The 21,115-nt window shown below is 63.9% G+C and carries 22 protein-coding genes and 3 pseudogenes; 12 read left to right on the top strand and 13 right to left on the bottom strand.

Annotation, left to right across the window (positions count from 1 at the left end; translation table 11 throughout):
- Positions 1-292: 292 nt before the first annotated feature.
- On the bottom strand, positions 293-526 hold the full coding sequence (locus tag GNX96_RS48685; protein WP_279579302.1) for a hypothetical protein: 234 nt from the start codon (positions 524-526) through the stop codon (positions 293-295).
- A 161-nt stretch (positions 527-687) separates the two neighbouring features.
- Here GNX96_RS48685 and GNX96_RS04125 point away from each other — a divergent pair, with 161 nt between their 5' ends.
- Positions 688-1,125, top strand: coding sequence for a hypothetical protein (locus GNX96_RS04125; protein ID WP_163567056.1), 438 nt, complete (start codon positions 688-690; stop codon positions 1,123-1,125).
- A gap of 379 nt (positions 1,126-1,504) precedes the next feature.
- Here GNX96_RS04125 and GNX96_RS48680 read toward each other — a convergent pair whose 3' ends face one another.
- Positions 1,505-1,669 (bottom strand): hypothetical protein, encoded by a 165-nt coding sequence (locus GNX96_RS48680; protein WP_279579301.1) that lies wholly within the window; start codon positions 1,667-1,669, stop codon positions 1,505-1,507.
- Between the two features lie 1,010 nt (positions 1,670-2,679).
- Positions 2,680-4,356, bottom strand: coding sequence for an ATP-binding protein (locus tag GNX96_RS04120; protein ID WP_279579300.1), 1,677 nt, complete (start codon positions 4,354-4,356; stop codon positions 2,680-2,682).
- Between the two features lie 51 nt (positions 4,357-4,407).
- Between GNX96_RS04120 and GNX96_RS48675 the strand changes: the two genes are divergently transcribed.
- The gene (locus GNX96_RS48675; RefSeq protein WP_279579299.1) at positions 4,408-4,542 is read left to right on the top strand and encodes a hypothetical protein; all 135 of its coding nucleotides are present in this window, start codon (positions 4,408-4,410) and stop codon (positions 4,540-4,542) included.
- Between the two features lie 32 nt (positions 4,543-4,574).
- On the opposite strand, the pseudogene GNX96_RS62470 reads toward GNX96_RS48675, so the two are convergent.
- Both GNX96_RS62470 and GNX96_RS48670 read right to left on the bottom strand, forming a co-directional pair.
- Positions 4,575-5,141 (bottom strand): annotated as a pseudogene (locus tag GNX96_RS62470) (glycosyltransferase); the annotation flags it as partial.
- Between the two features lie 13 nt (positions 5,142-5,154).
- Positions 5,155-5,454 (bottom strand): hypothetical protein, encoded by a 300-nt coding sequence (locus tag GNX96_RS48670; protein WP_279579298.1) that lies wholly within the window; start codon positions 5,452-5,454, stop codon positions 5,155-5,157.
- Between the two features lie 232 nt (positions 5,455-5,686).
- Here GNX96_RS48670 and GNX96_RS04110 point away from each other — a divergent pair, with 232 nt between their 5' ends.
- From GNX96_RS04110 to GNX96_RS04095, 4 genes are all read left to right on the top strand, one after another.
- Positions 5,687-5,965: a hypothetical protein gene (locus GNX96_RS04110; protein ID WP_163567053.1), complete on the top strand. Its 279-nt coding sequence runs from the start codon at positions 5,687-5,689 to the stop codon at positions 5,963-5,965.
- A 160-nt stretch (positions 5,966-6,125) separates the two neighbouring features.
- Complete coding sequence (locus GNX96_RS04105) at positions 6,126-6,848, top strand: DinB family protein (RefSeq protein ID WP_163567052.1); 723 nt, start codon at positions 6,126-6,128, stop codon at positions 6,846-6,848.
- Between the two features lie 28 nt (positions 6,849-6,876).
- Positions 6,877-7,056 (top strand): hypothetical protein, encoded by a 180-nt coding sequence (locus GNX96_RS04100; protein ID WP_163567051.1) that lies wholly within the window; start codon positions 6,877-6,879, stop codon positions 7,054-7,056.
- Positions 7,057-7,244: 188 nt separating this feature from the next.
- The gene (locus GNX96_RS04095; protein WP_163567050.1) at positions 7,245-7,862 is read left to right on the top strand and encodes a hypothetical protein; all 618 of its coding nucleotides are present in this window, start codon (positions 7,245-7,247) and stop codon (positions 7,860-7,862) included.
- A 296-nt stretch (positions 7,863-8,158) separates the two neighbouring features.
- On the opposite strand, the gene GNX96_RS62465 is transcribed toward GNX96_RS04095, so the two are convergent.
- Positions 8,159-8,560, bottom strand: a complete 402-nt coding sequence (locus tag GNX96_RS62465) for a GNAT family N-acetyltransferase (protein ID WP_390623913.1) — start codon at positions 8,558-8,560, stop codon at positions 8,159-8,161.
- 1,554 nt (positions 8,561-10,114) lie between these two features.
- On the opposite strand from GNX96_RS62465, the gene GNX96_RS04085 reads away from it, so the two are divergent.
- On the top strand, positions 10,115-11,575 hold the full coding sequence (locus tag GNX96_RS04085; protein WP_279579296.1) for a sialidase family protein: 1,461 nt from the start codon (positions 10,115-10,117) through the stop codon (positions 11,573-11,575).
- Here the strand turns inward: GNX96_RS04085 and GNX96_RS62460 are convergent.
- The 7 genes and pseudogenes from GNX96_RS62460 to GNX96_RS04055 all read right to left on the bottom strand — a co-directional run bounded on the left by GNX96_RS62460 (position 11,558) and on the right by GNX96_RS04055 (position 16,009).
- The gene (locus tag GNX96_RS62460; protein ID WP_390623912.1) at positions 11,558-11,680 is read right to left on the bottom strand and encodes a hypothetical protein; all 123 of its coding nucleotides are present in this window, start codon (positions 11,678-11,680) and stop codon (positions 11,558-11,560) included. The two genes, GNX96_RS04085 and GNX96_RS62460, sit on opposite strands and share 18 nt — an antisense overlap.
- A gap of 17 nt (positions 11,681-11,697) precedes the next feature.
- Positions 11,698-11,976, bottom strand: a complete 279-nt coding sequence (locus tag GNX96_RS62455) for a transposase (protein WP_390623903.1) — start codon at positions 11,974-11,976, stop codon at positions 11,698-11,700.
- 185 nt (positions 11,977-12,161) lie between these two features.
- The gene (locus tag GNX96_RS04070; protein ID WP_163567046.1) at positions 12,162-12,506 is read right to left on the bottom strand and encodes a helix-turn-helix domain-containing protein; all 345 of its coding nucleotides are present in this window, start codon (positions 12,504-12,506) and stop codon (positions 12,162-12,164) included.
- Between the two features lie 46 nt (positions 12,507-12,552).
- Positions 12,553-13,787, bottom strand: a pseudogene (locus tag GNX96_RS04065) (IS256 family transposase).
- Positions 13,788-13,894: 107 nt separating this feature from the next.
- Positions 13,895-14,059 carry a helix-turn-helix domain-containing protein gene (locus GNX96_RS62450; protein ID WP_390623902.1) on the bottom strand — a complete coding sequence of 55 codons (165 nt, stop codon included), beginning with the start codon at positions 14,057-14,059 and terminating at the stop codon, positions 13,895-13,897.
- Between the two features lie 275 nt (positions 14,060-14,334).
- Complete coding sequence (locus GNX96_RS04060) at positions 14,335-14,697, bottom strand: STAS domain-containing protein (RefSeq protein WP_163567045.1); 363 nt, start codon at positions 14,695-14,697, stop codon at positions 14,335-14,337.
- A 1,159-nt stretch (positions 14,698-15,856) separates the two neighbouring features.
- Positions 15,857-16,009 carry a hypothetical protein gene (locus tag GNX96_RS04055; RefSeq protein WP_163567044.1) on the bottom strand — a complete coding sequence of 51 codons (153 nt, stop codon included), beginning with the start codon at positions 16,007-16,009 and terminating at the stop codon, positions 15,857-15,859.
- Positions 16,010-16,727: 718 nt separating this feature from the next.
- Here GNX96_RS04055 and GNX96_RS48655 point away from each other — a divergent pair.
- From GNX96_RS48655 to GNX96_RS04025, 5 genes and pseudogenes are all read left to right on the top strand, one after another.
- A pseudogene (locus GNX96_RS48655) lies at positions 16,728-17,439 on the top strand (transposase); the annotation flags it as partial.
- A gap of 181 nt (positions 17,440-17,620) precedes the next feature.
- Positions 17,621-18,127 (top strand): SigE family RNA polymerase sigma factor, encoded by a 507-nt coding sequence (locus GNX96_RS04040; RefSeq protein WP_163567041.1) that lies wholly within the window; start codon positions 17,621-17,623, stop codon positions 18,125-18,127.
- 3 nt (positions 18,128-18,130) lie between these two features.
- Positions 18,131-19,483 (top strand): WD40/YVTN/BNR-like repeat-containing protein, encoded by a 1,353-nt coding sequence (locus GNX96_RS04035; RefSeq protein ID WP_163567040.1) that lies wholly within the window; start codon positions 18,131-18,133, stop codon positions 19,481-19,483.
- 358 nt (positions 19,484-19,841) lie between these two features.
- Positions 19,842-20,555 (top strand): cytochrome P450, encoded by a 714-nt coding sequence (locus GNX96_RS04030; RefSeq protein WP_163567039.1) that lies wholly within the window; start codon positions 19,842-19,844, stop codon positions 20,553-20,555.
- Positions 20,552-21,052 carry a cytochrome P450 gene (locus tag GNX96_RS04025; protein WP_163567038.1) on the top strand — a complete coding sequence of 167 codons (501 nt, stop codon included), beginning with the start codon at positions 20,552-20,554 and terminating at the stop codon, positions 21,050-21,052. Before GNX96_RS04030 ends, GNX96_RS04025 begins: the two co-directional genes overlap by 4 nt.
- The last annotated feature ends 63 nt before the right edge of the window (positions 21,053-21,115 follow it).

Genomic DNA, 21,115 nt, shown 5'->3' with positions numbered 1-21,115 from the left:
ATTCAATGGCGAAGTCCCGGTAAACTTCGAGCACGCCGACATCCGCCACCTGACCGACGCCCCCGGAACTTGGGATGCCGTCATCGCATTCTTTCCTTTGCTTCAGATGCAGCGAATCGACATTACTGCCACCCTGGCGAGGATCGGCCACTGGTTGGTCCCGGGTGGACTCGGATGGCTGTGGGGAAACCCCGGACGGTGCATCAAGGATGCGAAGACAGCCAAGAAGGCCGACCGTCAAACCGCGGCGCGGTGGCCCGGGCCGTCCGCGGACCCTTGGGTTGTCAGGTGGTCAGACATTTTCACCGATCCGCATCCGAACCCGAGTCTGCTGAGCACGCTCAGCGGCGGCGCTGGCGCCATAGTGGCTGGCCATCTCCTCCGACGACCAGCCCATCAACACCATCAGGTCGCCGGTGTCGCCGCTGGAACGCCTCCACATGCGCACGAGTGACCTGCGCAGGGTCGTCCGGAGCGTGCGGTCCCAGTGCCGCAGATAGTTACTCCACGTAGTCGACAGGCCCATGGTGAGCCTGTCCAGCCTCAGTAGCGGCCCCAAAGGACGCCAGGTCGTCGCAACCGCCATTCATGATGCGTGTCCGGGAGACCTGATTGATAGCCTGTCTGCATGCCAGGTGGCGATCCAGTCCGACACGTCGACGTTCCGATCGGCAGCCGGGCAGCACAATGGCGAACGACTCCTACCGAGCCACTGTCCTGCTGATAGTTCATAACGTCACGACGCTTACCCGACTGCTTGATATTTTGCCGGTGTTCGACAGCGATCCCCGTATCCAACTGGTCGCCAGTTGGAACAGTTCTGATCCGTTCAGCCATGGCCTTACGGATCTGATCGACGATATCGGCGTCGTTGCCGTTCCCTGGGAACAGGCCCGTCACACGGCATTCGACCTCGCGGTCGCGGCCAGTCACCACGGCTCATTGACGGACATCGGCGCACCACTTGTCATCATTTCGCACGGAATCGGATATACTAAAAACTGGCTGGAGCAGCGAGCAGCGAGCAGCGAGCAGCGAGCAGCGAGCAGCGAGCAGCGAGCAGCGAACAGCGAACAGCGAACAGACTTTCGGGCTCTCCCCGCAATGGGTTCTCTACAACGGTAAACCGGTCGCCGATGCCCTCGTGCTATCCCATCACGAACAGGTGGCAAGACTGGCCGCTGCGGCCCCAGCGGCCGTGCCTGCTGCGGTTGTGGCCGGAGATCCGTGCCTGGACCGGATTATGGCGAGTCTTGGGGAGCGCGAACATCATCGCTCCGCGCTTGGGGTGGGCGACCGAACGCTGGTGATGCTCTCGTCAACGTGGGGCTCCCGTTCTCTTTTGGGCTCTTCTCCCGATCTGATTCGCAGGCTGATGTCGGAGCTGCCGGTCGACCGGTTCAAAACGGTAGCTGCGATACATCCCAACGCACGGCACGGCCATGGTCCGGCGCAGTGGCGGAGCTGGCTCGCCGACTGCGAGCGATCCGGTCTGGTTTTGTTGTCAGAAATCGATGGTTGGCGCAGCGGTCTTATTGCTGCCGACGTCCTTGTTGGCGATTATGGGGCAGTCACTGGGTACGGTGCCGCAGCCGGTCGCCCGGTGCTCCTCGGCGCTTTCCCGGAACGTGAGGTCGCCTCGGGTTCGCCGATCGCCGTCCTCGGTCAACTGGCTCCGCGGCTCGACCCATCCCGTCCGATACGGCCGCAGTTGGAGGCGACTATCGCCCAGTGGCCTGTTGACGCACAACGGAAAATAGCCGAACTTGCCACCTCAATGCCAGGAGAGTCACTCGAGCGGCTTCGTACCTTGTTCTACCGAATTATGGACTTGCCGCTGCCGTACGGTGAACCGCCCATCGAGGCGGTGCCGATAGTCAAAAAAATATCCCGAAGGACAATGCCGCAGCCAGAATTCTCCAGGTCGAGTGCGTTGTTGACAGCGCCGGGCCGAACATTCAGGTGGTCCGGTTTCCTGCCGAGCTACAACGCAGAAAGATCGGGCTGACAGACACACCAGCGACCGATCACCATCTCGTGTCCCCGGCAAACTATCCGCTTCGGCGCTTACGATCAGCGGCGGCTGTTTTGACTGTCGAAGCGACAAATATCCGGCAGGACAGCTATGACCACTGGTTGACGACCACTATCGCGAATCACCCAGCGTGCATGATGGCTGTTCTGGTCACCCGAACGCGAGCCGTGGTGCGAGTGCGAAACGGTCCGCGATTGGAGATCAATGCACCTGATGGGTTCGCCGATGCCGCGGTGTCAGCAACGTATGCGTGGCTCGGCGTGGGAGGGTCCCTCGACGTACTCGCGGCAGGGGCGACCTTTCAGGTGGACGACACTCGCCGCGCGTTCCAGGTCCGCATCACTTCCTTGTGAAGGTCACTGGTCCTAGTCGTTCAACTCCTGCTCCCGGCGACGGTATTCCGCAGCATCGGCCAGACGGCCAGCGGCATCGCACAGCTGTGCCAGCTCCGCGGCGATTCTCGCGGCCCGAGCGTTGATCCCCAGCTCTCACTCAACTGCTCGAATGCGTCGTGCAGCATCGCTGCGCCCTGCCCTTGCCTGGCCAAAATTCGGCCCAGCACCTCGCTACTGAGCGCGTAGTTGACCGCACCCTCATCTTCCGCAGCGAAATACCGCCGGGCATTCTCGGCGTACGCCGCCGCGTCATCGTCGCGTCGCCCCAGGGCGGCCGCCCCGGCCGCAGTGCAGATCCAGCAACGCGTACGCTCGCTGCTCCTGGTCGGTGTCGCACATCAGCGAGACCGTCTCGCGAGCCTTGCCGAAGCACCACAGCGCCAGAGGCAGATCGCCTCGGCCTTCAGCAGTCAGCCCGCGCCACTCCCAGAGGCTCGCCTCGCCGGCCGGATAGTTCTGGGCGAAGGCACGGGCGATGCACACGTCTGCCGACTGCCAATCCCTGTTGCCTTCATGCAGACCTGCGAGGTCCCGGTATAGCTGCCACAGTTGACGGTTGTCCGTGGCACGCTCCAACGCCGCCTCGTACAGGTCGATCAGCTCAACAATGCGGCGCGTCTGATAACCGTACGTCCACAACGCCATGGGAAACAGGACGCTGAGGTCTATGGAGCCGGTGGCCTGGGCGGATCGCGCGGCGGCAATGAGGTTCGGCCACTCGACGGCAAAACCTGCGTACCCGTTCTCGACCTTGTCGGCTGCGGTGAAGGCGGCTGGAATCGCTTTGTATTCGCTGCGTGCCGGAATGGGGAATGGCCGGCGACTGATGGCCTTGTCGTGGCTCACCGCGAACCGCCAATACCACTCCCCTGCCGTTCCCAGTAGGTTTGCTCGATCTACCTCGGACAGCGTCGCCGCCGCGCACCCCAGCGCGTGTTCCCTGACAAGGTTGTGAAAGCGGTACCGCGAGCCGTTGCGGTGAAGGATGTAGCCGGCGGTCAACTCGCGGAGCACCCGATCGGTGACAGTCGCGTCCTCACCCAGCACATGAGAGGCGAGGCCCGCGCTGAAGTCCATGCCCGGGAGCAAGCTGAATGTCGTGTAAGCCTTTGCTCCGAGCTCGTCCAACCGCTGATAGGTGAAGTCGAAAATGTCCTCGACAGGCCGACGGCCCTCGACATTCAGTATTTTCAGGATACTGCCAGACAACAACTCGTCCAGCTCAACGTTTCCCAGTCCGGGCAATTGAACAGCGAGAATCCCAATCGCCAAGGGCAATCCTTCGCACAGTTCGCCCAGACGCGCTGCGGCAGCTCGCTCGCTCGATGATGCGACGACGGCGATTGCCGAGATCAGCTCGGCGGCATCATCTCCGGTAAAACGGCCGAGTTCGATCGGCGGCCGGAATCCATCAACGCGAAGGTACGCAAGTGGATTCCTGCTGGTCACCATGACCAACGCATGCGCTGACTCGAACAACAGCGGCCTGACTTGTTCAACTGTCTCGACATCGTCAAGCACCAGAATGACCCGGCGGTCGGCCAAGCTGCTCCGCAACATGCTGAGACACTCCTCAGCACGATCAGGCACTCTATGCGGGCTAAAACCAAGCTGCGTCAGGAAATACCGAGCGACCTGGGCCGCGGTCACCTTGGCCTGAGGGTCCGAGCCATTCAGGTCGTAATACAGGTGCGCGTCCGGGAAATGCGCGGCCAGCCGATGACCTACCAGCACGGACAACGCGGTCTTGCCCAGGCCCTCCTGACCGGTCACCGCGATCAAGCTCGCTCCTTGACCGGTGATCGCGTCCTGCGCCCAGCCCTGTATTTCTGCCAACGGGCCCGTTCTGTTGACGAACAAACCCGGTCGCTTGGGCAGCAACCGCGGCCGAACGGTCCCCTGCACCACGTGTTTGTCCCCTTCCATGCAGTTACTGACACCTTATCGGACGGCGCAGTAACCGAGACGCCGATCACGTTGCCCGAGTCAGAGCTGCTGATGCAGCTGGTCGGCGGCAACCTCAGCGGCCCGCAGCAGCCGCAGCCGATCCCGCATCGCCTGCACGGCGTCCCGTACCCGAGAGCGTCCTCGATCAACACCTCAGCGGACTGACGCACCGCTCTCGCGGCAAGAACTCCACAGCGCAGGCCAACAAGCCGCGCAGCCGTACCCCGCTGCTCACGGCTTCGAGGTGCCAGCAACATCGGGACTCCCGCCGCCAGGCTTTCCTGCACCGAGTTCATCCCACCGTGTGTCAAGAAAACATCAACGTCTGGCAGCACGCTCCGCTGTGGAAACCAGCTGCGCGCCACAATATTTGCCGGCAGCGCCCCAAGTGTTGCCACCGGCAAACGTCCAGTCGCAAGCAACACAGTCCAGCCGGTACCGGCGAATTCGTCGACAATGTCACGATAGAACGTCGCCGGGCGAGCAAACACCGTCCCGTACGAGACCAGAAGCTTGGGGCCAGGCGGGAACGCTTTTACCGGCGGTTCGACCGGTCCAGGGTCACCGGAGGCGATCAGCGGCCCAACGAACGTGAACCGGGGGCCGAAACGCTCGAATCGAGGCTGCAGCTCAGGAATCACGTTGACGAGCGCGGGGCCAGATGTACGCGCCCTGCGCGCAAACGTGGTGTGGAACCGGACCACCCGAATACCCAGCCGGCCGGCGAGCCGAAGGGGCCACCGGAGGCGCACGTCGACGACCATCAAATCGGGAGGTTCAGCCAGGAAATCCTGCACGCACGCAACGGCCGCTGCCCCCCCGCCACGCCCGTCGGCGCCGGGCCGTCAACCCGCACTGGTCGATGACTGCCGAGAGATTCCAACTGGGCGGCACAGCCACCTCGTGATCCAACGCGGGGATCACTGGAATCGCGCCGATCGCGGCAATTCTGGCCGCGAAGCGCGCGCCAGCAACGACCTTTACACGCACGCCCCTGCGTACGAGCTCCGCAGCGACCGGAAGCATCGGGTTCACATGCCCATCGGCCGAATACGGCACGAACACGCACCCCGCCACGCCACTCCCCTCGTCGACTATCTTCTCCAGATCATGGACGTATCAATTCCGTGGTGGGGCTCCGGTGCCCTCGCATTGGCCGGCAGCGCCATCGTCACACTCGCCTCTCAAAGCAACATCATGGTCAACCGTAAGACCGAACGCCGACGCCTGTCCCGAGCCGACAAGACCGATCTCTACCCGCAACTCATCCATCTGACAGAGAAAATGATCCAGGCTCCAGTCTGGCCCGATGGACTCGGCGAACCTGGCCCTGGCAGAGGAGATCCACGCGACCGCGAGCAAAGTCCGCTTCTTCGCACCCAAAGTAGTCGACGGCAAGGCCGACTCTGTTCGCGTCGCCGCGCAGGAGCTGGCCACCTCGATCGGCGACATCCGAGCCAACAGCCGGCCCGGACACCACAACACCATCGATCAACGCTTCGCCGAGCCGTACCACGCCGCCGTCGACACGCTGACGGCCGCAGTCACGGATTTCACACAGGCCGCGAAGAAGGACCTGGAGATCTGACCATCAACATTCCGGCCGAACCGAGAACGGCCACAGCTCGGCATCTTTCGTACCTCCAGCTCAAGCCAAGCCGATGTCGGGTTGCGGCGGTCTCGCCAGCAGAACCACCAAATCAAGCCGGGAGGCTGGCTTGTCGGTGCTCGGACCTAGTATGCGGAGCATGACGCGGTATGTCGACGAGGATCTACACGGTGCGGAGTTCCGCGAGTGCGACCTGACCGGGGCACGCCTGATCGGCGTCGTCATGCAGGACGCCATGATCGACGGGCTCATCACCAACCTCGTGGTGAACGGTGTCGAGGTCACCGAGTACGTCGAGGCAGAGCTCGACCGGCGTCATCCACTGCGGGTGCTGATCCGCTCCGAGGACCCTGCCGATCTGCGCGAGGCATCGCGTCAACTCCATGCCGGCTGGGCCGCCACGATCGAGCGAATCCGCCGTACGCCAGGCATCGAGCGCCGCAGCGTGAACGACGAGTGGTCGGCGGTGCAGACGATGCGCCACCTGGTCTTCGTCCACGACTCGTGGTTCCGCCGCTGCTGCCTGGGCTCGACGGAGCTGTTCACGCCGATGGGCATCGGGACGACCGTCGAGCCCTACCGTGGAGCGCACGGGCTTGACCTCTCGCTCGAACCGGCCCTCGACGAGATCGTGAGCGTGCGTGACACACAGGCAGCCGAGCTCGAGGCCTGGCTCGACGAGGTCACCGCTGCGCATCTCGCCGCCGCTCGAGCGCCGGTGCCCGACGACGATGCCTGGCCGCCGTACGCCCGGGGCCGCACGGTGCGGCAGTGCCTCGGCACGGTGCTCAACGAGACCTTCGCGCACCACGGCTTCTGCGTCCGCGACCTCGACCTGATCGAGGCACAGGACACTGAGTAGGGCCGACTACGAACTCAGCATCCTGCGGATGCGTGCATCGCTGACCGTCTGCGCGGAGGTCGGCGATGCGATCTATCAGTACGCGCTGCCGTCGGCCCCAGCCACACTGTGGTCGTCCTCCACGCCACAAGCGACCCGCGCACCGATGCTGCTCGCCGGCCTCGTCGGCCTCGTCACCACGGCTCTGCTCCGCCTTTCGACCGGCTGACGCTCGGCGAAGGTGCGGCCTCGGGTGGCGAGTCGGCCACCTCGTACGGGCATGTCGGCAGGGTCGGCTGTCAGCTCGGTGACTGAAAGGCAAGACGCATGCCTGATGGGGAGGCCTACTGCGCATCGGAACCTGCGCTGCGAGGATCCCCGTTACCCTCCCGACATCTGACGTGCATGGGGGCAGGGATGGCGTTGTTTTATATTGTGATTCCGACATCTGCCGTGGCAGTGACGGCGCACGGTAACGCAGTGGTCGTAGTCCCTTACCTCATTGGCCTCGCGGTCGTGGGCCTTGTCATCCATTTCTTGATCCGACGAAAGGGCTCCGCCAAACAAGCCGAATTCGCGCAGCGGTGGGGCTTGATCCAAGTATCTCGAAAAAAGCAGGAATATCGCGGACGCTTCGGTCGGGTAGAAATAGGTGTTCGGTTCTTGCGGGAGAAGTCGTCGCGAACTGGCGCGTCGGGCACCGAGTACGTTCAGGTCTCGCTGCTGAAGCCGCGCAACTCCACCCGCTATGTGTCTGCGCGCGCCCGCCATCTTCGGCTGGCATCGCATCGCCGGGCCTCGTTGATTGAGGTGCGGACCGGCGACGCGGTTTTTTTTGACGGCCGTTTCCGGGTTTTGGTCGGCACGCGCGACGATGCCGCCGCCATTCTCGACCCGGAGTTGCGTGCCGCGCTGATCGCCGTATCGATCGGCACGTTCGAATACATTCAGGGTGAAATCCGGCTGGCCTCCGTAGAAGATCCCGACGCATTGATGAAACTTGCGGAGGCTCTTTGCGCGCGGATTTCTGCCTGACCGTCCAGACAACAGACCTGCATCGAATTTCGCGCTTACGGAGGCCAACTGCACAGCGTTTGGCTCAGACGGGCGCCGGATCCGTCGTACGACCCGCCAGCAGATCATTGCCGCGATCACCGCAGCGGTTATCCAGAGATTGAACAGCAACATGCTCGGGGGCGAGGCGGTCGGGGTGATCCATTTCACCGGCGCCGATCCGGGCAACCAAAGCCTCAGGCTACTGTCGAAGATCCCGACGTGACCGCCAGTTTCTTCCGCGCATGACCAACGGCGACTACCGAGCCGACGCCGCTTCATCGGCGACGAGCGCCTGCCAATTCACGGCGATTCCGGCATCCGCACGCCATGTAGATATCGATCGGGTTCTGCTCCTCGACGGTGAACCCGTGGCGGTCGTAGAGCCGACGAGCAGCACTGCCCTGCAAGACATTCAGGCGGACCGGCGCACCGTCAGCGTCGGCTCGCTCCAGCAGCGTACGCAGGACAGCCGAGCCGAGTCCCCGACCCTGAAGGCCCGGTTCAAGATAAAAATGTTCCAGCAACAGCCCGCTCTCCACTGGTCGCAAGGTGACACAGCCCGCGAACGCATCGTCGGCCAGGATGATCGACGTGTGCTGCGCGGAGAACGAATCCCGCAACCGCTGCCGTACGCGATGTTTGTCGAAACGACCCAATCGTTCCAGATCCGGTCGCATTACCACGGCCCGTAGCTCGGCGATCATCTCGAGGTCGGCCAGACTCGCGGAACGTAACACCCATCCCACTGCGCGGCTTGCCTCAACCTCTTCCACCCGCTTACCCGTATTCATGATCGCAGTTTCTCACGCATGCCTGCCGCCGCCACATGTCTACTTCCTGCTCGGAGTGATGCACGTAACGTCGCACCATTGGGCGCACTGTCCGAGCGCCAGTAAAAACCGGGCTGTTTCAGGGGTTGTCTCGATAGTTTTACTGCGCCGGAAGACTGGCCCGTCCGCCGAGCAGTTATCAGGCTTCCGGGGCGTCGCTGGTGGTAGAGGAGACGTTGTTTTCCGTTGATTTCAACCTCACGGAGATACTCGTGTCCTATGCGCCTGGCAACGGCCACCGACGCGGCGTTTTCTTTCCAGAGGCCTGGCAAACCGACCCGACCCGCCGGTCTAGCGGTAGAGTCGAAGTGCATAGCAATAGGAAAAGCCCAGCGAACCGAGGAACGCCACCCAACCAACGATCGACCAGGTCAGGCCATGGCGGTGAAAGCACTGCCGAATGAGTGCGACAAACCCCAGCATGATTCCTATCAGGTGACCGCCGAAAAACAAAATAGAGCTCGAGCTGATCGCCTCCTGGTGTGGGCTGGCAGCTGGGTATCAGCGGCTGGTCGGGGACGCCAGGCTCCGGATGCCCGGAACACCAGGTCTGAAGGAGATCCCAAACCCCCAAGAAATAGGAAAAGTCGAGTATGCAGCCGACCAAGACGATAGCGATCAGTGATATTGTCAACAATGCGGTAATGACCCCTGTGTTGATCCGCTCACCAGAAGGGTCTACCCAAACGTCAGGTTTCATCGAACTCACGCTATCCACGAACGCCGATCCGCGATTGGCCCTCAGGGCCAGGCGTTCGGGCCCGAAGACCAGGCATTCGGGCAACGCGTTTGTCACGACCGATAACGGCCCGGCGATTCCGTCGACCTGCGGACGAAGATATCGCCCATCGCCCCAGGCGGCCGCGCTGCCGGTGGCCAGCACGTACGGGATGAAGACATCCGGGTGACGGGCCTTTCGGGTCTCCAGATCCCAAAGCATGTCGCGGGTGAACACCAGTGGTCACCCAATGACACGAAGGAAACATCCTGGGCTGACCGTTGCCGCAACCGTGACCTGATCGCCGACCACGGCCGTCGCTGGTGTAACGCTCAGCCCGACAAAGTCGGGATCGACACGGCTGCGGCAGGCGCTACCCATGCCGCCAACGCAATGATGACGCATAACGTGGTGGCTGCCAGCTGCCTGATACCCACTGCCGCCTCTTGATCGTCAACAGTCCGTGAGTGCCGCAAATGTTCTGCACGATACCCGTGGCGGCGGACGACCTACCCCGCAGCTGCCCCGGGATTGTCTAGGCAAATGCGCCTTAGCGGGTCATTCCGCCTTATTGGATCTTTGAGTATGAGTAGAGAGTCTCCAGTCTCAACAACACTGGTCGTAGACTGCACCCGCAGTCGCCAACGACCCGGTAGAGGATGGGTAGCCGTGACTCAGAACCTTTGGCCGCGCCGGATCGTCGTCTGTGCCGCTGCTGTGGCGTTTTCGTTGCCATTCCTTGTGACTTCGGCGCACGCGGCGTCGCGGCGGTCCCCCCCAGTCCCGTTCGGGTTCTGCAGGTCGGGCAGATCGACGAGCAGGACATCGCCCCGCAACCCGGATCCGAACCGGACACGCTGGTCGAACCCGACGTCGCGATCTCGCCGATCGATCCGCGGATCGCGGTCGCCGCCGCGCACGACGGGCGGTTCCCGGACGGCGGGGCGGTCGACATCTCGTACGCCTGGACGCACGACAGCGGCAAACACTGGCAGCACGCCCCACTGCAGGGCGTCACGAAGGCCGCCGGCGGCCAGTTCGACCGCGCGTCAGATCCCGTTCTCACCTTCGGGCCAGACGGCAGCGTTTACCTGTCCGTGCTGGCGTTCGACACCGGCTGCCCGACCGCCGTCGCGGTGTCGCGGTCAACCGACGGCGGCCAGACCTTCGGGCGTCCGGTGCTGGCGCACTACAGCAGCGACTGCGCATATAGCGACGACAAGAACTTCCTGATCGCCGACCGCAGCCCGTTCAGTGCGCACCGCGGCCGGCTCTACCAGTTCTGGACGCCGTTTTTGTACGATGCGAACGGAAACAACACGGCGGCGCTGCAGGTCGTGCGGTGGTCCGACGACCACGGCCGGACCTGGAGCAAGACGGTGAACCTCACCAACGCGGGCACCTTCAGCCAAAACTCGCAGCCGATGATCCAGCCGGACGGCACGATCGTCGACGCGTACATCGACTACGGCACTGCCAGTGGCGGCGAGGCGCCGGAGAGCCGGACTGGCCACGAGTCCACCCACACGCGAGTCCCCCAACAGGAGGTCGCTGACCTGCTGGTCGCGCGTACGTCCCATGACGGCGGCGCGACCTGGAGCGCACCGACCACCATCACCCACGACGCCGGCGAAGGACCAGTAGGGATCCGCTGCTGCCTACCCTCCGCCACCGCCGATCCAGTGACCGGCCTTCTGTACGCCGCCTGGGATTCCGCCGACCCGACGGCCGTGCAACTGTCCCGCTCGGTCGACGGTACGCACTGGTCGACGCCGGTCGACGTGACCCACGGCAAGGCCGGCACTGACCACGTCAACGTCGGCGTGGCGGCATTCTTCGGGCGGGTGTACGTCTCGTACGGCACCCGAGACACGACCGTACAGAACGGCCGATACGTCCAGCAGCAACTATCGACATCGCTTGGCGGTGCTTACTTCGGTCAGCCGCAGCCCCCTGGACCACTCTCGGATCTAAACAACGCCGCAGTGGCCGATGGCAAGTTCCCCGGCGACTACATCGGGATCGCCGCCGGCCCCGGCCGCGCATACGCTGTGTGGTGCCGATCATCCACACCAACCGACCCGACCGCGACCTACCACCAAAACCCTCTACGCCGCCGAACTCACCTAGGGCGTGTCTGCTAATTGATGTGCCTGGTGGTAGGTGATGAGGGCTGCGAGGTGGACGCCGCCGAGGAAGTTGGTGGCGTATTTCTCGTAGCGGGTGGCGATGGCGCGCCATTGTTTGATGCCGGCGAAGGCGCGTTCTACGGTGTTGCGTTCTCTTTGTAGATCTCGGGGTCGAAGGCTGGTGGTCGGCCGCCGGTTGAGCCTTTGGCTTTGCGATGCTGGATTTGGTCGCTGCGCTCAGGAATCGTGTGGGGGATCTTGAGATCACGCAGCCGCTGGCGGGTCGAGGGGTGTGAGTACGCCTTGTCCGCCAGCAGCCGAAATTTCCTGTCGTCGCCCTCTTTGCGAGCGGTGAGCAGCGGTATCAGATACGGGTTGTCGCCGGCTTGGCCGGCCGAGAGCAGGACGGTGACCAAGCAGCAGAGGGTGTCGGCCAGGGCGTGGATCTTGGTCGTCAGCCCGCCGCGGGATCCTCCGATCGCGTGGTCGGCAGGTTCATCGGGCCGATTCTTGTCATTCGATGGAGCCCCCTGTGTCCAACGTCCCAGGCGGCCAGATAGGCCAGCGCCCCCGGCACGCTTGTATTCGTGCTCAACGCGCATCATGCGGGCCCTGCCCGAAGGCAGCGTGGGATGGCAGCGGCACCGGGCTGGATGCTGGTCTTCTCATCCGCGCAGACCACGAAATCGTTCGGGCCCAGAGGCTGACCGTCCCAGATCCCGGCGTATAGGTCCAGGACACGACCGGCCTTGGCGGCGAAGTCAGGGTCGCGGATGGCGATCCAGGACCGGTGCGGCCACGGTTTGAGCAGGTCCGCGGCCAGCCAGCGCCGCACGGTGGAGGCACCCACCAATGCCTGGCAGCGGGCGGCGAGTTCCCGGGCGATCTCCGGGCAACTCCACCGCGACAACGGCACATCGTGTTCGGCCGGCAGCGAGCCTGTCACGATTTCTGTGTAAGCCGGAGGTGATTGGCTTACTTGTCTTATTATATCAGAATGTTAGGCGGCCGGGGAATAGTTGGGTGAGGGTGTTGAGTGCTATTTTCCAGCCCCAGGTGCCTGTTCCTGAGGCTCCGCCGCGTTGGGTGGAGATGTTGCGTAGTCCGAGGTAGATGAGTTTCATGGCTGCGTCTTTGTCGGGGAAGTGTCCGCGGTTTTTGGTGATTTTGCGGAGTTGGAAGTTGATGGATTCGATTTGGTTGGTGGTGTAGACAATTTTCCGGAGTTCTGCGGGGTAGTCCAGGAAGGGGGTGAAGTCGTTCCAGGCGTTGTTCCACACGTCGACGGCTCCGGGGTATTGTTTGCCGTGGGTCTTGGCGAACGCGTCGCGGGCGAGCTCGGCGGCCTCCAGGGTGGGCGCGGTATAGATCTCGCGCATCGACGCGGCCAGTGGTTTGCGGTCCTTGTAGGACACGAACCGCATGGCGTTGCGGATGACGTGCACGACGCAGGTTTGCACTACGGTGTCAGGGAAGATTGAGCGGATCGCGTCCGGGAGCCCGGTCAGCCCGTCGCAGCACGCGATGAGGATGTCCCGCACGCCGCGGTTGCGCAAGTCCGTCAGGACCTTGGCCCAGAACTTGGCTCCCTCGGTGTCCTGGATCCAGCATCCGAGGGAGTGTTTGCGGCCGTCCACGTCCACTCCGATGGCCAGGTACGCGACCTTGGTGGTGACCACGCCGTTGTCCTTGATTCGGACCCGGATCCCGTCGATGTAGAGGATCGGGTAGACCTCGTCCAGCGGCCGTGACTGCCACAGCTTGATCTCGTCGACGACCACGTCGGTGATGTTCGAGATCAACTCCCGGGACGCGTTTACTCCATATATTTCAAGTAAATGCGCCTCGATGTCACGAGTTGTCATTCCTCGCGAGTACAAAGACAGGATCATGTCATCGATATTCCCCAAACGACGGGCACGTTTGGGTACGATCGTGGGCTCGAACGTCCCGTTCCGGTCCCGCGGCACCTCGATCTGGACCGGGCCGCTGAGCGTGGACACGGTCTTGCGGGTTAGCCCGTTCCGGGAGAGTTGCCGGACCCGCGTCCCTCCGGCGCGCCGTGCTCATAGCCCAGGTGGTCGCTCATCTCGACCTGCAACGTCCGATCCAGCACCGCCTTGGTCATCTGGTTCAGCAGACCGTTCGCCCCGTCTACCGGCGTCCCAGTGGCCTTCGCGTCCGCTAGTAGAGCATCGATCGTCGCGGTCGAGAGCGCCCCCGTCAGCCGCGCAGCCGCCGTCCGTCATCATCACGACGAGACGAAATGTTCCGAGTCATACGGTGTCCCTTCCGACCAACCAACAGGCCAGTCGATCTTGGTACACCTCCGGCTTACACACTTGGCATGACACGCCCCCGGCAGCGCGCCGCCAACGCCACCACCTCAGCCCGCACCGCCGCCCCATGTACTGGCGGGCGACCGCTGCGCGGCGGGTCGATCAATCCCCCCACGCGATCAGCGGCGAACCGACGTCGCCAGGTTCGCGCCGTATCCACGCACACACCCCAGGCGTTGGGCGATGACCCACGTTGGGCTCACCGCCCGCAGCCGCCAGCACAATCAGCGCACCCAACCGGCCCCGATGCTCAGCCCGCCCCGATCAGGCCCGCACACTCAGGATGCTCTGCTCTGCTTGGCCTCGGCAAGAGGATCACCCACGGACTGGACATCGACATGATGCCCGAAGGCCTCACCTTCCTCGCCCACGACGTGCACAACACCGGGTTTGAGCAACTCAGCGACCTCGTTCGACGTGCTCGACACCCACCGGTCAGCGTTCCGGCGGTGCGGACTCCCTGGTGGACGACAACGCCTCGGCCAGAGTGGAGTAGACAGCCAGTACGCCGTCCAATCCAGTCACCTCCAACGCCCGCACGACGGCCGGTCCCGACGCGACGATCCCGACCGGCATCGCCGCCTCGTTGTTGGCCGTCACCAGGACATTCAAACCCGCCGAGGCTAGGAAGGTGACCGCGCTCAGATCGAGGATCAGCCTCCCGGGCTGCTCGACCAGCGCAGCGGCGATCGCCGTCCCCAAGTCACCGGCCGTCGTCATGTCGATTTCACCGATCACGCCCAGCACGGTCGTGGCAAGACCATCCGTGCGTTGCTTGGTACGCAGCAACGAACTCATTCGCTCCGCCGGATCCGTCGAAGGCACATCGACATTATGCCCGGCCTACAACGTGACCGCTATGAGCTAACACCAGCGAGGCACTGGTACCGCCGCGCGATCCCTTCACGCCACACCACCTCGTCAGATCAGCGTCTCCACCCCACGCCCACCCCTACCTTTCGGCCGCGCCAAAAGACGCCGGACCCTCCGCCGACCACAATTAACGCCCGTCGCGCGGTGGTCGCACGGCCCTCCGGGTTGGCGTGCGGTTACAGGTTCTCTTAAGACTCGCCGGTTAGCGTGCGTCGCATGCTGAGGGTAGAGCCGGATTTGACGCCTGCCGCGTACGTGGTGCGCGCGGGGGGATACGTGGAATAGGCCTGGCGGTCCTAAGGGCCATGGCCCCAACCGGGCTACTTGGCTTCTTCGTAGCGGTCGCTGCCCTTACGGACGGATGGGATTTGTTTCGGTCGGTCTGGGTCTGGCTCACGATGGCTTTCTTCCTGGCGGTCGCCATCCTCCCTCTGGTGGCAGGTCATCCAAGCGACAGCAGCCGCAGCCCACCGGGAACTGCTGTTCGCGATCGACCAGCAGGGCATCTTTTTCGGTGCCGACACGTGCGGCAGCGGAAGCGCGGGCTGGATACCGTGGCCGAAGATCCGCGTGGTCGAGTTCTTCAAAGAGAAGGAGGCAAACTACAAGGGAAACTCGACCGTCTATCGTTGCATCGGCCTGCGAACGGCCACCGACATCGGATACGGCCACGGTGTCCCTCCAGGCTACGTCCACGCCGGTCGGCCTTTGCGCGCTATGGCTCCGCCTGGGAGGCCGGCGGACAGTACCCGCCGGTTTGCCTACCGGCAGATGGAAGGATGGCGCGCCAACCGCAGAGCCGTAACAACTGCGCTCGCGCGGTTCGCCCCTGACGTTCAAGTAGTGACAGCACCAACCTGTATAACTGGCAGCGTCATGCCGGGTGACTCCGGGCTATGACAAGCCGTTCGGCCACGACGAGATCCAGAACCTAGCGGGAGTTTTCCCTGAAGTTGATCTTGCTAGGACGACAAGGTGTGGACAAGGCATTGGGCAGGCCGCCGATTTTCGGCGAACCGCCCTCTTTTTGTTGTTGTGTTTGGCGATTCTGTGCTGGTCGGCCAAGTTTTGCTGTATCAGGGCCTCACTCAACGCTCTCCGGCGTCAGGATGGCTTGCGCCACGTACGCGGCTTCCTGTATGGCCTCGTCGGGGTCGGTATCCAGGGCGCAGGCGAAAACCTCGTACGCGCGGCGAGTCTGTTTCTGTTCAGCTCGTACTGCATCGCGGTCGGCCACGGCTGGCCGCTCTCTTCCCGCGCGTCGCGCTCATCACGCAGGTACGCATACCGGTCCTCTGCCTCACCCTGAGCGTCCGACAGGAGGCGGCGTAGCGTTGAGTCGCCGAAACGGCCAGCACCTAACGCTTTCACCACCTCCCGCCGCCTCCTGCACGGGTACGCGCTCGCTCAGGAGGCAATCAACCACCATGCGACAACCTCGAGCGCTGTCCGCCGCTGGACGGCCGCACCAGCCGCGCTCAGCCGCACGGACAGCGGCGGGTTAAGCCGTTGATAGGACTTCACCGTTTCGGCCCTCCAGATCGACGATTGCGCGCATTAAGGGGTCGTGTGGTCGGCCCTAACGGTCGCGGTCCCGGTGTGATCTTGGGTGGCTGGTAGTCCGGCGGCGGCGGTTGCAGCGGTGTCAATGCCTTGGTGCCCTCCGCGCGTAACTCCGGCTGGCATTTGCGCCAGCAAATAGGAAAACTCGCGGCCACCGACTCCAACCGTACCCCGTCCATCTCCACCGGTTCCCCCCGTTCTCTGCGTTCGTCGTTAGCCGCTCGCAGTCGTCGGACCGTATGGACTAGCCTCGGGATTTCGTCTGTTGGCTGGTGACACGGCGTGAAATGCACGGAAGTGCCTGTCCAGTGCGGGAAACTTGGGATTGCGCCGTCTCAAGTCACTGCGTCTGGAAGGCACTCCGTAGGTGAAAGGGTAACAGGGTTGGCGGGTTGGTTTTGGATCCGGTTCGCGAGTCGTTGGTGTCCTGGGCGGGTGGGTTGTTGTTGCGGCAGACGATCGGGTTGTCCGGGGTCAGGCGGGCGTTGTCGGCGGCGTTGGCGCCATGGCGGGGCCATCGGGCCACGCATGATCCGGGGAAGATCGTGGGTGATATCGCCACCGCGGTCGCGTTGGCTGGTGACTGCTTGGCCGATCTGGCGGTGGTGCGGGCTCAACCTGCGTTGTTCGGTCCCGTGGCCAGTGACCCGATGGTGTCCCGGCTGGTCAGCACATTAGCCGCTGATATCGACGCGGCGCTGCCCGCGCGCTGCGTTGCGCGCGGGCTCAGGCGCGCCGCGCGGTCTGGGCTCGGTGTCGGCCGCTGGCTGGTCGTGCTGGTAGTCGCGATGGCGGGCAGGTGATCGTGGATCTGGATTCGTCATTGGTGACCGCGCATTCGGACAAGGAACGGGCTTCGCCCACCTACAAACGTGGGTTCGGGTTCGCGCCGATGTGCGCGTTCGTTGACCACGGCGAGTACGGAACCGGGAAAGTTTGGTGTTGCAGTTGCGTCCGGGGAGCGCGTCGCCGTGGGACAAGCAGGACCACATCCAGGCACTGGATCTGACGCTGGCCCAGTTGCCGGACGACGAACGTGGGCAGGTGCTGGTCCGCGCCGATTCCGGCGGGTGCTCCAAGGCGTTCCTGCATCACATCACCGATCCGTGGCGACAGGACGGAAACAGATACGTACCAATATTGGGTTACTGTCGGGCGCGTCAAGAGGCCTACCGGGAATCGTGCGATGTCGGCCAAACATGCCCGTCTGAGATCGCCTGGAACCCGACCGTCCGGTCATCTGTCATCCCTGGTGACAATGCTCCTGATTTCGACACGCGGGGGGATGAGCGACCGGACACCGGACGCGGACCTCGATCACATCTTCCGGAACACGCACAGACGGTTGCTGGTCAGCATGTACGCGTTGACCGGCAACATGACCGAGGCGCAGGACGTGGTCGCCGAGGCGTTCGTACGGGCCGTCTCCAAGCGCGAGAACATCCTCGCGGCGGACAGCCCGGAGGTTTGGCTGCGTACCGTCGCGCGGAACATCGCGGTCAGCCGCTGGAAACGTGCGAAACACTTGGCGCTGCTGCTCAGGCGGGCGGCCGAGCCGGATCCGGTGGTTAACGGAGTGTCTCCCGACCGGGTCGCGGTGATGGCGGCGATCCGCCGATTGCCGCGCCCGCAGGCCGAGACGGTGGCGCTGCACTACATCGCCGACCTGTCGGTCGTCGACATCGCGGTCACCCTCGGGGTCTCGCAGGGCACTGTCAAATCGCGGCTGTCCCGCGGCCGTGCCGCCCTCGGTTCGCTGCTCGCGGACGATCTGACCAAGGCAGGTGCATAAACTATGACTACGCCAGCAGATTTCTTTGATGTACGAGAGAAAGTCGACGAGTTCGGTGCCTTTCCCGATCTCGCGTCGATTCACCGAAAGGGCCGTACGCGGCGCCGGATCAGGCGCGGCGGCTGGGTACTCACCCCGGTCGCGGTTGTGGTCGTAGTCGCACTCGCCGCGTACCAGGCGCCCGACACCGATCGCTCGTTGCCGCCGGCCACAACAACTCCCTGGACGCCCCCGACGGGCACGCCGCCGGTGCTACCGCCGGCCGTACACGGCCCGCTGCATGGTGTGAAGATCGCGGCTGACCAGCGGATGGAGCTGCTCTCGAGCGCGACAGTCGACGAATGGCGGACCTACGCGCTGACCCGGACGAAGGAAGGGAAGTTCGCGCTGACGCGGACGCTCGACGGCGGGAACAGCTGGCAGGCGTGGACCCTGCCCGCGGAGATCCCGAATGCGGTGAACACCTCCGACGGCAATCCAAGCGAGCCGGCCGGCCCCGTCGCTGGCAACGGGCAGACGGTGACCATCGGCGGGGACTACATCAGCCTTGACGCAGGGCAAAGTTGGACGCACCGGTCCGCCCTTGGGGCGGCGGTCGACCAGATTCCGGCCGGCTGGCGAACTACCACGTATCTCAGGAGCTCCGGATTTCTCAGCGTCGCGGCGCAGGACCCGAGCAGCGGCGTGCAGAAGCCGCTCACTCACCAGCCGCCGCAGCAGCTCGTCGAGGAAAGCAATCTGGGGACATGGTGGAATTCCGCAGGTCACCTGCGACAAGCCACTGATGGATCGTTGTGGACGCTGGTGAACAAGGATGTCCTCGACACGCCGGCGGCCTCGCATTCGTCCCCGGCGATCAGCCACAACGCTGGCCGCAGCTGGACACTCGTGGACCAGATTCCCGTTGATGTCGTCAGCGTCGACAGCCTCGACGGCCGCACAGCGTACGCGGTTGGCCGGATCGGCGGCATTTTCGTTTCGAAGGACGGCGGCACCAGCTGGGATCAGGTTTCAGCCCGTGGTCTGCCCAACCGCCGGCTCGCTGGCTGCGTAGTATGGCCCGACGGCTCACTACTGGTCAGCGCGTACGCACCAGGACAACCTGAGGATGCTCAGATCTGGATCAGCAACGACACTGGCCAGACCTTCACCCAGGCCGTCGGTGCCGGCCACGTCGAATGGCTCGGCCGCACCGCCACCGACGGCGTCGTCGCGAACGTCCAAGTCCAGAAGGACCCCGGCCCGCAGGCGCCCGCAGCGTGGCTGGTCAGCCAGGACGGCGTGCACGGGAACGCGGCACCCGATCCGCCCAACATCTACGTCATCCCGGCTCGCGGCAAAACCATTGGCGGCTGATTCCTCGACACTGCGCACCGACTCGTACCGTCGGCTGGATCCACCGATTTGCGACTGAACGGCTCGCCTCGTGGCCAGCACGTGCCCGCTGACCAGGCCGCGCTACACCGGTCTTCGCTCGCAATATGTCCGGCAGCATCGAACATTTCTGGTGGGCCAGCGCAAACTCCACTTGCCGACGGGAAGGCCATCCTGAGGTTCCCGCAAACCGTGAAGGACTTCCTACACGGTTCTGTGGAACCTCACGAACTGGGTCCCCCGGCCGCAGCTGGACCATTCGGGCAGGGACTGGCGGTGGGGGTGTCGGATCGGGGAGTACGCCGGCAGGATCGGGGCATCACGTGAGAGGAGAAAGTGGGTGCCGCGTCAACTGCCGGTGGACGAGCTTGTCAGCGATCCCTATCCGATCTACGCGGCGTTGCGTGCCGAGGGTCCGGCGGCGGCGGTGGAGGTGCGGCCGGGGTATCAGGTGTGGATGGTCACGCGATACGTGGAAGCACGGCAGGCGTTGGCGAATCCTGCGCTGGGCAACGATCCGGGCAACGGGCGCTGGATGGCGGATGTGGTGGGAGACGCCGTCAACGCGGCAATGAACAAGCACTTGCTCCGTGCCGATCCGCCCGATCACACCAGGCTGCGGCGGTTGGTGTCGAAGGCTTTCAGCGGGACGCGAGTGGCCGCGCTCGCGCCGTGGATCAGTAAACTGGCCGACGAACTGCTCGACCGGATCGAACCCGGCGAGAAGGTGGATCTTCTTGACAGTTTTGCACTTCCGCTGCCGCTTCAGGTGATCTGCGAGCTGCTCGGCATCCCGGCTGGCGATCGGCATCTGTTCCGCGACTGGTCGGACGTGATCATCTCCGGCGCGCACCAGCGGGATCGCTATAAGGACATGGCCGAGGCGCTGGTCGCATACGTTCAGCGGCTGACAGCGGTCAAGCGCGCGGATCCGCAGGACGACCTGCTGTCGGACCTGATCTCGGTACGCGACGATGACGATCAACTGTCCGATCAGGAGCTCACCGCGATGGTCGTGCTGCTGCTTTTTTTGCCGGCCACGAAACGACCATGAACCTGCTCGGTACTGGTCTTTTCCTTTTACTGACCCATCCGGAGCAGTGGGCGGCACTGCGCGCGGATCGTTCGCTCGTACCTGCGGCCGTTGAGGAAATGCTGCGTTACGAGGCGCCGCTGCGAACCGCGTTTCCCAGATATGCGCGCGAAGGCGTACAAATCGGCGACGTGACGATCCCGGTGGGAGCGGTCGTGATGATCGCGCTCCAGTCCGCCAATCACGACGAGCGCCGATACGTTTCGAACGACGACTTCGACCTCGCGCGTACGAGCGCGACCCATCTCGCTTTCGGCCATGGCATTCATTTCTGCGTCGGCGCTCCGCTCGCTCGGTTGGAAGGCCGGATCGCTTTTAATGCATTGCTCGATCGGTACGAGTCGATCTCACTCGCCGTTCCGCCAGAGGATCTGCGCTGGCGTTTCAGTACGTTGATCAGGGGCCTCGAATCGCTGCCGGTCATCGGCACCGAAGCGGTATCCCGGCAGCGGCAGTAAAATAGACGTATGGGCAACGGTTTGGGCGAGTTCCTGCGGGCGAGTCGCGCGCGTCTGGAGCCT

It is taken from the genome of Fodinicola feengrottensis (assembly GCF_010993775.1).
Lineage (GTDB): Bacteria > Actinomycetota > Actinomycetes > Mycobacteriales > HKI-0501 > Fodinicola > Fodinicola feengrottensis.
Note: the sequence above shows the minus strand (reverse complement) of the source record. Positions and strands in the feature narration are given on the sequence as shown.

Excerpts from the sequence above, each read along its gene's own strand:
- GNX96_RS48685 (WP_279579302.1), bottom strand. The coding sequence starts at position 526 with ATGGGCCTGTCGACTACGTGGAGTAACTATCTGCGGCACTGGGACCGC.
- GNX96_RS04125 (WP_163567056.1), top strand. The coding sequence starts at position 688 with ATGGCGAACGACTCCTACCGAGCCACTGTCCTGCTGATAGTTCATAAC.
- GNX96_RS04120 (WP_279579300.1), bottom strand. The coding sequence starts at position 4,356 with ATGGAAGGGGACAAACACGTGGTGCAGGGGACCGTTCGGCCGCGGTTG.
- GNX96_RS04110 (WP_163567053.1), top strand. The coding sequence starts at position 5,687 with ATGGACTCGGCGAACCTGGCCCTGGCAGAGGAGATCCACGCGACCGCG.
- GNX96_RS04105 (WP_163567052.1), top strand. The coding sequence starts at position 6,126 with ATGACGCGGTATGTCGACGAGGATCTACACGGTGCGGAGTTCCGCGAG.
- GNX96_RS04100 (WP_163567051.1), top strand. The coding sequence starts at position 6,877 with ATGCGTGCATCGCTGACCGTCTGCGCGGAGGTCGGCGATGCGATCTAT.
- GNX96_RS04095 (WP_163567050.1), top strand. The coding sequence starts at position 7,245 with ATGGCGTTGTTTTATATTGTGATTCCGACATCTGCCGTGGCAGTGACG.
- GNX96_RS62465 (WP_390623913.1), bottom strand. The coding sequence starts at position 8,560 with ATGCGACCGGATCTGGAACGATTGGGTCGTTTCGACAAACATCGCGTA.
- GNX96_RS04060 (WP_163567045.1), bottom strand. The coding sequence starts at position 14,697 with ATGAGTTCGTTGCTGCGTACCAAGCAACGCACGGATGGTCTTGCCACG.
- GNX96_RS04040 (WP_163567041.1), top strand. The coding sequence starts at position 17,621 with ATGAGCGACCGGACACCGGACGCGGACCTCGATCACATCTTCCGGAAC.
- GNX96_RS04035 (WP_163567040.1), top strand. The coding sequence starts at position 18,131 with ATGACTACGCCAGCAGATTTCTTTGATGTACGAGAGAAAGTCGACGAG.
- GNX96_RS04025 (WP_163567038.1), top strand. The coding sequence starts at position 20,552 with ATGAACCTGCTCGGTACTGGTCTTTTCCTTTTACTGACCCATCCGGAG.